The organism is Necropsobacter rosorum (assembly GCF_964241405.1).
Classification (GTDB): domain Bacteria; phylum Pseudomonadota; class Gammaproteobacteria; order Enterobacterales; family Pasteurellaceae; genus Necropsobacter; species Necropsobacter rosorum.
In genome coordinates this window covers 111,775-123,945 of sequence record NZ_CAXSXF010000004.1, presented here as the reverse complement: position 1 = coordinate 123,945, position 12,171 = coordinate 111,775, and the positions used below count along the sequence as shown (strand labels likewise).

At 45.5% G+C, this 12,171-nt stretch carries 16 protein-coding genes; 15 read left to right on the top strand and 1 reads right to left on the bottom strand.

Going from position 1 to position 12,171, the window contains the following annotated elements; translation table 11 throughout:
• Window positions 1–2: 2 nt before the first annotated feature.
• The 15 genes from ACESOH_RS08785 to ACESOH_RS08715 all read left to right on the top strand — a co-directional run bounded on the left by ACESOH_RS08785 (window position 3) and on the right by ACESOH_RS08715 (window position 11,802).
• Window positions 3–293 carry a VpaChn25_0724 family phage protein gene (locus ACESOH_RS08785; protein WP_373100806.1) on the top strand — a complete coding sequence of 97 codons (291 nt, stop codon included), beginning with the start codon at window positions 3–5 and terminating at the stop codon, window positions 291–293.
• A 22-nt stretch (window positions 294–315) separates the two neighbouring features.
• Window positions 316–885, top strand: a complete 570-nt coding sequence (locus ACESOH_RS08780; RefSeq protein WP_373100805.1) for a DUF3486 family protein — start codon at window positions 316–318, stop codon at window positions 883–885.
• Window positions 886–2,442, top strand: coding sequence for a terminase large subunit domain-containing protein (locus ACESOH_RS08775; protein WP_373100804.1), 1,557 nt, complete (start codon window positions 886–888; stop codon window positions 2,440–2,442).
• Window positions 2,442–3,866, top strand: a complete 1,425-nt coding sequence (locus ACESOH_RS08770) for a DUF935 domain-containing protein (protein ID WP_373100803.1) — start codon at window positions 2,442–2,444, stop codon at window positions 3,864–3,866. The genes ACESOH_RS08775 and ACESOH_RS08770 overlap by 1 nt, the downstream gene beginning before the upstream one ends.
• On the top strand, window positions 3,866–5,137 hold the full coding sequence (locus ACESOH_RS08765) for a phage head morphogenesis protein (RefSeq protein WP_373100910.1): 1,272 nt from the start codon (window positions 3,866–3,868) through the stop codon (window positions 5,135–5,137). Before ACESOH_RS08770 ends, ACESOH_RS08765 begins: the two co-directional genes overlap by 1 nt.
• A gap of 124 nt (window positions 5,138–5,261) precedes the next feature.
• A complete protein-coding gene (locus tag ACESOH_RS08760) occupies window positions 5,262–5,756 on the top strand; it encodes a phage virion morphogenesis protein (RefSeq protein ID WP_373100802.1) in 495 nt (164 codons plus the stop codon).
• Window positions 5,757–6,008: 252 nt separating this feature from the next.
• A complete protein-coding gene (locus ACESOH_RS08755; RefSeq protein ID WP_373100801.1) occupies window positions 6,009–7,121 on the top strand; it encodes a peptidase in 1,113 nt (370 codons plus the stop codon).
• Window positions 7,122–7,133: 12 nt separating this feature from the next.
• Window positions 7,134–8,060, top strand: a complete 927-nt coding sequence (locus tag ACESOH_RS08750) for a hypothetical protein (RefSeq protein WP_373100800.1) — start codon at window positions 7,134–7,136, stop codon at window positions 8,058–8,060.
• A gap of 65 nt (window positions 8,061–8,125) precedes the next feature.
• A complete protein-coding gene (locus ACESOH_RS08745; protein WP_373100798.1) occupies window positions 8,126–8,467 on the top strand; it encodes a DUF7210 family protein in 342 nt (113 codons plus the stop codon).
• Window positions 8,467–8,901 (top strand): DUF1320 domain-containing protein, encoded by a 435-nt coding sequence (locus ACESOH_RS08740; RefSeq protein ID WP_373100797.1) that lies wholly within the window; start codon window positions 8,467–8,469, stop codon window positions 8,899–8,901. Before ACESOH_RS08745 ends, ACESOH_RS08740 begins: the two co-directional genes overlap by 1 nt.
• 1 nt (window position 8,902) lies before the next feature.
• Complete coding sequence (locus ACESOH_RS08735) at window positions 8,903–9,388, top strand: Gp37 family protein (RefSeq protein ID WP_373100796.1); 486 nt, start codon at window positions 8,903–8,905, stop codon at window positions 9,386–9,388.
• A 9-nt stretch (window positions 9,389–9,397) separates the two neighbouring features.
• The gene (locus tag ACESOH_RS08730; RefSeq protein WP_373100795.1) at window positions 9,398–10,780 is read left to right on the top strand and encodes a phage tail sheath family protein; all 1,383 of its coding nucleotides are present in this window, start codon (window positions 9,398–9,400) and stop codon (window positions 10,778–10,780) included.
• 10 nt (window positions 10,781–10,790) lie between these two features.
• The gene (locus ACESOH_RS08725; RefSeq protein ID WP_373100793.1) at window positions 10,791–11,309 is read left to right on the top strand and encodes a phage major tail tube protein; all 519 of its coding nucleotides are present in this window, start codon (window positions 10,791–10,793) and stop codon (window positions 11,307–11,309) included.
• 89 nt (window positions 11,310–11,398) lie between these two features.
• Window positions 11,399–11,653, top strand: coding sequence for a phage tail assembly protein (locus ACESOH_RS08720; protein WP_032092053.1), 255 nt, complete (start codon window positions 11,399–11,401; stop codon window positions 11,651–11,653).
• Between the two features lie 26 nt (window positions 11,654–11,679).
• Entirely contained in the window at window positions 11,680–11,802 is a 123-nt protein-coding gene (locus ACESOH_RS08715; protein ID WP_084703371.1) for a GpE family phage tail protein, read from the top strand.
• Between the two features lie 12 nt (window positions 11,803–11,814).
• Here the strand turns inward: ACESOH_RS08715 and ACESOH_RS08710 are convergent, their stop codons facing one another.
• The gene (locus ACESOH_RS08710) at window positions 11,815–12,141 is read right to left on the bottom strand and encodes a hypothetical protein (RefSeq protein WP_032092054.1); all 327 of its coding nucleotides are present in this window, start codon (window positions 12,139–12,141) and stop codon (window positions 11,815–11,817) included.
• Window positions 12,142–12,171: the final 30 nt, after the last annotated feature.

The following is a 12,171-nucleotide window of genomic DNA, read 5'->3' as shown; positions in this document are numbered from 1 at the left end:
CGATGAGAGATATTTTTATTAAAGACCAACGTTTAGTGATTCTGCGCTCCCTTGTGGACGCCGGTTATGACGCCAACGAATCCATTTTAGACGATTGCCTGGCGATGTACGGCCATCATATCAGCCGTGATTTGGTGCGCACGCATTTAAACTGGTTGGAAGAACAGGGTCTGGTGCAGATCGAACGTCTGCAAAACGGTTTCATGATTGCCAAAATTACCCAGCGCGGGCTGGATGTCGCCAACGGCGAAGCGGTGGTGGACGGCGTAAAACGCCCGTTGCCAAAAATTTAAACCGCATTTGAAGGAGGTTTAAATGACGGATAAAACCACCCGCGGCCGCGCCAGTAAAGTGGATTTGTTGCCGCCGAATATCAAAACCCAACTGGCGATGATGTTGCGCGATAAACAATTTTCACAGGCGGAAATCTTGGAAGAGATTAACGATTTAATCCGTGATTGCGGGCTACCGGAAAGTGCCTGTTTAAGCAAAACGGGACTCAATCGTTATGCCAGCCGAATGGAAAAAGTGGGCGCAAAAATACGGCAAGCCCGTGAAGTGGCTGAAGTATGGACGCGTCAATTTGGCGACATGCCGCAAAGCGATATAGGCAAAACGGTAATTGAGTTGGTGAAACACCTCGCTTTTGAAATGTCGTCCCAATATGCCGAAAAGGGCATTGCCGAACCGAAAGAGTTAGCAATGTTAGCGGTCACAGTTCAACGCTTGGAGCAGGCGGAAAGTCTATCCCATAAACGTGAACAAGCAATTCGCAAAGAAATGGCGCAATTAGCGGCAGAAACTGCAGAAAAAGCGGTCGTCCAAGCGGGCTTATCTGCTGATACTGTTCGCACCATTAAAGAACAAATTTTAGGTATTGCATAAATGGCATTATTAAATAACAGACCATTAAATGAATTATCCCCTGAATGCCAGTCATTTCTTAATGCCATTCATGCGTTTAATCCAATGGAGCTGTTATTAGGTTATCAAAAACGTTGGATTGCTGATGATAGCCAACTAAAAATCGCGGAGAAAACCCGTCGTTGCGGTTTGACATGGGCAGAAGCGGCTGATAATGCCTTGATTGCGAGTACGAGAAAATCTGATGGTGGTTCCGATGTATTTTACATTGGCTCCAACAAGGAAATGGCGCGTGAATATATCGATGCTGTCGCCATGTGGGCGAAAGCCTTTAATTATGCGGCGAGCGAAATTCAAGAAGAGGTCTTTGAAGATGAAGATAAAGACATTCTAACCTACGTCATTTATTTCGCTTCAGGTTTTAAAGTTAAGGCGCTCTCATCGAATCCTAAAAACTTGCGTGGTATGCAAGGTGTCGTTGTGATTGATGAAGCAGCATTCCACGAATACCTCGCAGAGGTGCTTAAAGCCGCATTAGCGTTGACGATGTGGGGTGCAAAAGTGCGAGTTATTTCAACTCACAACGGCGTAGATAATCTATTTAATGAACTTATTACGGATAGTCGAGCGGGTCGCAAGCGTTATTCTGTGCATACGATTACTATTGAAGATGCGTGTCGTGATGGACTGTATCAACGCATTTGCCAAGTAACTAAACAAACGTGGTCGCCTGAGAAGGAAAAAGAGTGGATTGATAATCTACTCAATGATACGGCGAGTGAAGAAGACGCATTAGAAGAATATTTCTGCGTGCCAAAAAACGGGTCGGGTTTATGGCTTTCCCGTGCATTGATAGAACGTCAAATGAGTGAGAAAACGCCTGTGGTGCGTTTTGAGGCGAAAGACGGCTTCAGCCTTGTGCCGGAACCAACCCGTTATAAAGAAATGAACGATTGGTGCGAAAAAACATTAGCTCCATTTTTGCAAAATCTATCGCCCAACTTACTGCACTTTTTCGGTGAAGACTTTGCCCGCAGCGGAGATATGACCTCGTTTGTGATTTTGGCGCAACAGCAAAACTTAACAAAACAGGTTCAATTTATCGTTGAGCTGGGCAATATGCCGTACAAACAACAAGAACAAATCGTATTGTTTATTTTAAAACGGCTTCCCCGCTTTTCGGGCGGTGCGTTTGACGCACGTGGAAATGGCGGATATTTGGCTGAATCAGCCCGTGACGCGTTCGGTGCGCTTATTGACTGTGTTCAGCTATCAGAAAAATGGTATCGCGAACACACCGCACCGTTTAAAGCGGCATTGGAGGACGGTGAACTGGAAGCAATTCCGAAAGACGCAGACATTCTCGCCGACCTGCGCTCATTCCAAGTGGTGAAAGGCGTGCCGCGCATACCGGATAAGCGGGCAAAAAGTGTGGACGGTAAAAGCAAACGCCACGGTGACACGGCAATCGCATTGCTGTTAGCGCACTATGCAAGTCGTCAGTTGAGTCAGTCGCCGGTAAAAGCCTATTCGCGTCACCCGCGCGCCAGTCGTAAAATGACCCAAGGATATCAATAATGACAGTGAAAAAACAAAATTTAATCGGCGTTATCGCCACCCGCGCCAAGGCTATCGACTTTTGGTCATTTATGCACTATTTGCCGAATCCTGATCCTGTGCTGAAAAAAATGGGTAAGGATATTTCTGCCTATCGTGAAATTTTATCTGATAGCCATGTGGGCGGTTGCGTACGTCGCAGAAAAGCGGCAATCAAAGGGCTTGAATGGCGCATTACGCCGACGGGCAATGAAAAAACGGACGAGATTTTAACTGCACTTTTCGACCGCTTACCGGTGAGCCAAATTATTAATCAAATCCTAGATGCCGCTTTGTTTGGCTATCAGGCATTGGAAATCATGTGGGAAAGCCAAGACGGCTTGCTCTTGCCTATTGCAGTGGTTGGTAAGCCACAAGAATGGTTTGTTTTTGATGATGAAAACCGCTTGATGTTGCGCACTAAAGACAATCGCAACGGCGACCTTGTGCCGGAGAAAAAATTTCTGTTTGCGACTCAACAAGCCGACTATATGAACCCTTACGGACGCGCCGACCTTGCCATGTGTTTTTGGGCGGCAACATTTAAGAAAGGCGGGTTTAAATTCTGGTTGGAATTTATGGAAAAATACGGCTCGCCATGGTTGGTGGGCAAACACCCGCGGCAAGCGCAAACGCACGAAATAGAAGAGTTGCTGACGTCTATGGAGGAAATGCTCGGCACGGCCGTGGCGGCCATTCCTGACGACAGTTCCATTGATATGCTGGAAAGCGCAAGCAAAAGCGGCTCATCTCAAGTGTTTGATGATTTCTTGCGTTACTGCAAGTCGGAAATCGCTATTGCTTTACTGGGGCAAAACCAAACTACGGAAGCGGACGCCAACCGCGCCAGTGCCACCGCAGGTTTGGAAGTTACCCGTGATATTCGCGATGATGACGCAAGTCTTGTGGAAGGTGTATTCAATCAGTTATTGGCATGGATTTGCGAACTCAATTTCAGCGTGGAAACCCTGCCGACCTTTGAGTTGTACGAACAGGAAAGCATTGACAAACTGCAAGCGGAACGCGACGGCTTGTTGGCGAATCTAGGCGTACAGTTTACCGAACAATACCTAATGCGCACTTATGGCTTTGAAGAAGGCGATATTGTGATGCAGGTAGAAAAAAGTGCGGTGAAAAATACCGCTGAATTTGCCGAACCTATCCCTAAAAGTGTGATTGAAACTATTGGTGAGCAGTTGGAGGTAGAAGGTGAAGCTCACGTTGAAAACTGGTTGCAAGGTATTCGTGACCAACTCGGGCAAGCGGAAAGTCTCGAAGATTTTCGCACTCAACTTGACAGTCTCATTCCTGAATTAAGTTTTGCCGAATATGGCGAATTATTGGCATGGGGTTCGACGTGCGCCCAATTTGCCGGTCGGCAATCCGTAGAAGATGAGCGTAAATGATGAATAAATTTACCTTTGAAAACCAAGTCAAGTATTTTGAGAAAAAGCTCAATTTACCCACCAATAGCTACCTTGATATATTGGGCGAAGAGCACGACTACTTTTTTGTGGTTGCGGGTGCAAATCGCAACGAAGTGCTATTGGCTTTTCGTGAGGCGGTAGATGATGCCATTGCAAACGGCGAAACGCTTGAAGGTTTTCGTCAACGTTTTGACGAGATTGTGGCAAAAACCGGTTGGGATTACAAAGGCGGCAGAAACTGGCGCACCCGTATTATTTACGACACCAATGTTTATGCCGCGTATAACCGAGGTCGGTTACAACAACACCTTGATTTGGCGGATGTGATGCCTTATTGGGAATATCACCACCACGACAACGCACATCCACGCCAAGAGCATATTGATCTTGACGGCACAATTTTACCGGCAACTGATCCTTTTTGGCGTTATTACTACCCGATTAAAGCCTATGGGTGTCACTGCACCGTGACCGCCCACGATGAAGATGATCTAAAAGATATGGGGAGAACCGTCAGCCCCTCACCCGAAATTGAATGGGAAGAAAAACTGGTCGGCACTCGCTCGGGTAATCCCCGAATGGTCAAAGTGCCAAAAGGTTATGATGTGGGGTTTGTGCCGCATAATTTTGATAATATCATCCAGCCGCGCAATGTGGAAGTGGATAAGCTGTTACTGAAAAAAATGACCACGGCAGAACCACACTTAGCCAGTCTGCTGATTGATGATGTATTGAAAAATCCGAAAGCCATGGTGCTGCTTAATGGGGCAATGAAAGACATGGTGGATACCGTCAACACGCAAAAAATGGCGCGCGGCAATATGAAATATGTCGGCGTAATCCCGAAAAAAGTGATCACTAAATTAGACGATTTGGATAAAGCCCCGCAGAGTGCAGTGATTGCCGTACGGGATGAAGACGTATTACACGCCCTGCGCGACAGCAAACAAAACAAAGGCATTGCTTTGCCGGTTGAGTTTTGGGAGCAGTTACCGGAAAAGCTACGTCATCCGAAAGCGATTTTGTTAGACGACCAACAAAAACAACCGACCCTATTATTCGTGTATGAAACGGAACAAGGCAAGGTTGCGGTGAAGATGGACTATGAAATCAAACTTAAAGACGCGTTAAGCGGTAAGAAACTGCCACATAAATTGAATTTAGTTCGCACTGCAAGTGCAATTAAAAGTGACGTGGAATGGAATGATTTCAAAAAAAGTTATGAATTGCTGTGGGGTGATTTGGATTAAGCGGTGGTTTGCCTGATTCGAACAGGATAATGACGGATGAAACATTGCCGCCAACCTTTCCAGTAGGAAACCCCCACCGCATAACCAATATACGCCCAAGTTATTTTTTAATCAAGAGAAACCCATGCTAAAAATCACTTTAGACGACAATCAAGCGATTCAAAAACTCCACCGTATCGCCCGCCAACTCAAACAGCCCCGTAAGCTCTATGGTGTGCTGGGCGAAACCTTAAAAAAGCTTCATCAACAACGTTTTGAAGCAGAAGTCGATCCACAGGGTAAAGAATGGCAACCCCTCTCGCCGATTACCCAACAAATTAAGGGTAATAATAAAATCCTGAAACAAGACGGGTATTTGTCACAAAAGACCACGTATAACTACGATGACAACCGTTTAGAGTTCGGTTCGGACGCTAAATATGCCCGATTACATCAGTTCGGCGGCACGATAACACCGAAGTCAGCCAAGCGGTTAAAATTTGGTAAGAGCAATGTGTTTGCCAAAAAAGCCGTGATCCCCGCACGTCCTTGGTTGGGGGTATCTTCTTCCGATGAACAAAAATTATTGAAAAAAGCGACCGCACTTTTGCAACGTCAAATTGAGCAAAATCTAAAATAAAGGCTAAAAGTCAAAATAACGCCACAAATTCGTGCCATGGCGTTTAAAAGATAAAACAATACGATTTATCGTCTCAAAAAATTTAAATCGAATTTAAGCGATTTGAACCGCATTTAAAGCGTTTTAGATTTCAAGATAAAGTGTTATTTGTATTTAACGTAAATTTCCCGTCAAAATCTTTAAAGCACTTTAAAATCCAAACCCGCTATTTCCCCTTATGCTATCCCCAATTAACACGAGGATAGCTCATTCATGCAACTAATCGAAATTTTTAAAGCAGGTAAACGCGCCGACGCCAACGGCAATGTAGTGGATATCACCACTGCCGATTTGCAACAAGCCGTTGACGCTTACAACATCGAATACCACGAATCCCCCGCCGTTATCGGACACCCGCAACATAATGCACCGGCTTATGGCTGGGTAAAACGCCTTGAACTGGACGGCGATGTATTAAAAGCCGAATTCGACCAAATCGACCCTGAATTTGCGGAAATGGTAGAAAAAGGGCGTTTCAAAAAAGTATCTTCCTCTTTCTATCTTGCCGACAGTCCGAACAATCCGCGTCCCGGCAATCTTTATTTGCGCCATGTGGGATTCCTCGGCGCAATGCCGCCCGCTGTAAAAGGTTTACGAAATCCCGAATTTGCCGACAACGAACAAGGCGTGGTGGATTTTTCCGATTGGGCGGAAGCCAGTCTTTGGCGACGTTTGCGCGATTGGATTATTGGGCAACACGGGCAGGAAGAAGCCGACAAAGCCGTGCCGGATTACTTAGTGGCAAGCGTGCAGGAAGAATCTATTCGCAACGAATACAAACGGTTCAACCAACAAGACGAAGCTGGGATTCCTGTGCCGAGCTTTAATGAACCGGATAACGATTCAAATCAACTTTCAGAACCACAAGGAGAACCTGAAATGACAGCTGAAGAAATTGCGGCATTGAAAGCAGAAAACGAACAGTTGAAAGCGGAAAAAGCCGAAGCGGAACTGAACAAAGCCAAAGCCGACAATGCCGACTTTGCCGAAGGTTTGGTAAAAGCGGGCAAACTTGCCCCGGTGGCAAAACAGCACGCCATTGATTTATTGAATTACGGCTCAACCACTGCCGCCGGCGGTGTGGTTGAATTCGGCGAAGGCGAAAGCCTTCACGGCAAAATCAAAGCCTTTTTGGAAGCACAACCGCAAATCGTCGAATTTGGCGAAGTGGCGACCAAAGATAAAGCCGCAGGCGCGCAAGACGGCACGGTGGAATATGCCGAAGGCACAAGCGCAGAATCCATTGATATGGATAAACGCGTGCGTGCTTACATGAAAGAACACAATGTAGGCTACACAGCCGCATTTAACGCAATCACTCAATAAAGGAGCAAATCAATGACTGATTTATCAAAACAACGCGTTGTTGACCCGGTATTAACCGAGCTTGCACAAGGCTATTACAACGGCAATATGATTTCCGAAGTGTTATTCCCGATTGCCGAAAGCAAAAAAGAAGGCGGCAAAATCCCGACATTCGGTCGTTTGGCTTTCCGTTTGCAAACCACCAAACGCGAATTGCGTGCGGCATCTAACCGTTTGACTCCTGAAGACATCGGTTCAATCACCGTGGTGTTGGACGAAAACGACATCGAGTATCCGATTGATATTCGCGAAGTCAATGAAACTGAAGATGTGTATCCGTTGCGTCAATACGCTACCGGCGTAACTCAAGACGTGATTGCATTAGGTCGAGAAAAATATTGTGCGGATTTGGCATTAAATGAAGCCAATTACGAACAAACCAATAAAATCACGTTGAGTGGCACATCTCAATTTACCGACCCGGGTTCCGACCCTATCGGCGTAATTAAAGCCGGTATCCGTGCAATTAAACGCTCAACAGGTCGCAAACCGAACGTGTGTGCAATTTCCGGTGATGTGTGGGAAGTGTTAAGCGAACATCCGAAAGTGTTGGAAAAAATCAAATACGTTTCCACGGCAGTATTAACACCGGAAGACTTTGCCCGCTTAGTTAAAATTGACAAAGTGATCATCGGTGAAGCGGTGTACGAAGAAAGCGGTGATTTAAAAGATATTTGGTCGAAAGCCATTGTAATTGCGTATGTTGCCCCGCCGTCTAAAGAGAAAAAACAAAACATCTATGAGCCGTCATTCGGTTATACCGTGCGTCGTAAAAACGGCTTGTATGTGGACACCTACACCGAAGTGGGCGGCAAAGTTGAATTGGTGCGCACTACCGACATTCACAAACCGTACATCGTGGGTAAGGCAGCAGGTTACTTAATCAAAGGCTGTATTTAAACCCGATTCAAACCGCATTTAAACCGTTTTAAGTGCGGTTGATTTTGACCTTTTAGGAGATAGATATGTCCGAAACACAAAAGAAAGCTTATTTAATTGCCGCGGCTATGGCAATTTTGCACAACGGCAAACACTATGAACAGGGTGACAAAATCGAATTGACTGATTCTGAAGCCGAAAAAATCTCGCTTTATGTGCAATTAGACGAAGATGAAGAAAAACGCCAACAGGCCGAAGCTGAAGCGGAAAAAGCCCGTCTTGCCGCAGAAGAAAAAGCCCGTCTTAAAGCAGAAGCAAAAGCTAAAACCGAGGCTGAAGCCAAAGCGAAGGCGGAAGCGGAAGAAAAAGCGCGTCTTGCCGCAGAGGAAAAAAAGCGTAGGGCACAAAAAGAAACAGGTGATGCGTAATGTACATCTCGGCACAAGATTTAACGGAAGTAATGAGTGAAAGTACGCTCATTGCACTTTCAAACGACACCTCCCGTGCACAAGAAGCCGACCAAATCGTCTTGAACAAGGCTTGTGAATACGCCACGGAAACCGTGGACGGCTATTTACGCTCGCGTTATGTGTTGCCGTTAACCCAAGTGCCGACCCTTGTGCGTAATATCTGTTTACAGTTGGCTCGCCACTGGCTGTATTCACGCCGTCCGGACGGTAAAGGCTTTCCGGATAATGTGAAAGACACCCATGCACAGGCATTGAAAGATTTAGAACGGATTTCAAATGGCAAGCTACACCTCGGCTTAACTGAGCTTAACGGTAGCGAGGATGACAACCTGCCGCCCGCCCTGAAGTTCAAAGCCCGTGCACCGCAAAAGTTAGACTTATCGGGGTATTAAGATGAGTGCCACGTTGCCCATTTTGGAAAGCATTCGTCAGCAGATTGAAACCGAAACCCAACGGTTTTCCATCGAATTATTCCCTGATGACTTGGAGCACTACAACCTCACTGACGAGTTCGGTGCGGTATTGGTGCAGTATGCCGGCTCTAAATTTGAAAGCCTTGATAGTACCGACATTATCCAACAACGCCGCAAAGTATTGGTTGCCCTCACGGTGATTGCCAGAAGCCAACATGATGATACCGGTGCATTGGATATGCTCGACCAAGTGCGCCTTGCCGTGGTCGGTTTTAAACCGACAAACTGTACCGCTTGTCATTTGATAAGTGAAGAATTTGCGGGCGAAGCCGCCGGGCTTTGGCAATACCAACTGATTATTCAAACAGAAACCTGGCAAGTGGAAAACCGCAAGCCGCAAGATTTACCTAAATTTACCACCGCACTTTATCGCCGTGCGGATAACCCTAAACCCAATCAACCTTAGGAGATAGCTATGGCATTTCATCATGGGACAGAAACAAAACGTGAAAACGGCGGTTCTGTTGCTGTAAGTACCGTCGATGGCGCAATTATCGGTATTGTCGGCACAGCCCCAATCGGCGCAGTAAATGAACTCACTGTATGCCAAACCACCAAAGACTTTTCAAAGTTTGGGGTGATCTTAAATAAAGGCTTTACCCTACCTGACGCCTTTGACGTGCTGGCACGCTATGCGGCAGGTAAAGTGTATGTGGTCAACGTATTAGACCCGACCAAACACAAAACCAACGTCACTGACGAAGCCTTAACGCAAGATAGCAACACGTTGCGTGCGCAAACCGCACAGGCAGGTTTGTTGAATTTAACCTTGACGGCAGACCGTGAGCTGACTGAGGGCACGGATTATGCTGTTAATATGCAAACCGGTGAAATTACCTTAAACGCACGCTATGAGGAGTTAAAGGCGACCTATGATTATGCTGACCCGACAAAGGTTACCGAAGAAGACATCAAAGGTGGCATTGATTCAGTCTCCGGCAAACGTAAAGGGTTTGAGTTATTGCGGGACGGCTTCAACTTATTCGGTGCGGACGCAAAAATTCTGATTTGCCCGGAATTCGACAAAGCCGCAAGTTGCGCAGCGGCGTTGAGTACACTTGCAGATCGGCTTCATGCCAAAGCATACATCCAGCTACCAAAAGGCACATCGCTTTCTAAAGCTATTCAAGGTCGTGGGCCATTGGGGACAATTAATGCGTCAGCAAGTAGTGAAAATGTTCGCCATTTTTATCCTTATGTAATCGGTTCAAGTAATGAGCTTGAAAGTTTAGCCACTCACGCGGCTGGCTTAAGAATGAAAGTGGATGTGGAGCATGGTTATTGGTTTAGCACTTCAAATCGTGAATTATCTGGTGTGATTGGTATGGAAGTGCCACTAACAGCACGTGTTGATGATAAACAATCGGAAACTAACCAATTGAATGCGGTGGGTATTACCACGATTTTCAACAGTTTCGGTACTGGTTTTCGCCTTTGGGGAAATCGTTCATCTAACTTCCCAACAGTTACCCACATCAGCAACTTTGAAGTGGCTTCACGTACAGGCGACATTATTGATGAGTCTATTCGCCAAGCAGAATTACAGTTTATAGATCTTCCGATTGATGACGCTTTAATTGATAGCTTCATTGAAACGATTGATACTTTCATGCGTTCACAAAAATCCATTGTGGGTTATAACGTAGGTCTTGACTATGATGAAGACTTGGTCAACGAATTTAGTCAAGGTCATATTCCACTGGTGTATGACTACACTCCTAAACTACCAGGTGAGCGCGTAACTAACCGTTCGGTAATGACCCGTAAATACCTTGTGAACTTGGTTTCACAACGCTAAGGAGAAATAAATGAGTACAGCGATTAATCAAATTGTGAATGCCAACGTTTATATTGACGGTAATTCACTTTTAGGCAAAGCCAAAGAGTTCAAACTCCCCGACATTGAGTTTGAGTTTATTGAACATAAGGGCTTAGGGTTGCACGGCACGGTGAAACTCCCGGCAGGGCTTAATGCCATGGAAGGCGAAGTGATTTGGGATAGTTTCTATCCGGAAGTGCGGGCTAAAGTCTATAACCCGTATAAAAACGTTCAGCTCATGGCACGTTCGAACTTGCAGGTGTTCGATTCCCGTGGACTTGTTGCGGAAGAACCGCTTGTCACCATAATGAACGTTGCATTTAATAAAACCACCGGGGGCAGCTTTAAGAACAAGGAAGCGACAGAACATTCTGATATGTTCCAAATCATGTCGATTAAGCAATTGCTTGGCGGCAAAGAAATCCTGCATGTGGACGTGCTTGCCAACATCTACCGTGTCAACGGGCAAGATGTGTTGCAAAAATACCGCACCAACATCGGGCAATAATTCTTTAAACCAGTTTAAAAGCTAAACTGACCGCACTTTTATAAACTCCTTTGTGAAAGTTAAACAACATACTCACAAAGGAGTTTTTTATGTCTGACGTTATTGTCGCCCTCGATTTTCCAATTCAAGATGGTGAGGGTAATCCAATCACCGAGTTAAAAATTCGTCGTCCTAAAGTAAAAGATATTCGCAAAATGACGGGAAAAACCGATGCAGAACAAAGTATTAGTTTACTTGCCATCTTAACCGGTTTAGTGCCTGAAGATCTTGACGCATTGGATATTGCTGACTTTAAGCGTGCGGCGGAAGTGGTTGAAAAAATGCAGAAGGGAAAGTTGAAATAACCCAACTTGATGCGGCATTAGCGGATTTGGCGTTTTGGTTTGGTTTTCCGCATTCTGACCTGGAAGAAATGACCCTTAATGACCTTGAACGCTGGCTTAAGCAAGCCCAACGGCAAATAAAAGCCAATTACACGAAAGCCGCTATTTAAGCGGCTTTGTGGTTATTTGTGAGCGTTGTTGTATCCATTTTTAAAGGAACGCCATAAGCGTTGTTGGATTTTATCAAGCGGTGGATTTTTCGCTTGCAGGCATTGGGGCATTTCATCAGCCGAAGTCATTTTTGCTGACAGCTTATTTAGCCCACGATTTAAGAAATCAAGCATGGGGAGCAGAATTGGAGAAAGTAATCCTAAACCGAATACGACACCAATTACAGTCGTGATAGTTGGGTAATAAGAATACGCCACACTGCCCCCAATTACCAACAAAAGGAAGCCAATAATGACGCCAATTATGCCAACTATTTCATCAATCAGTTTCATTAACATTGTGGTTCTCCTTACAGTTGAATAATTTAA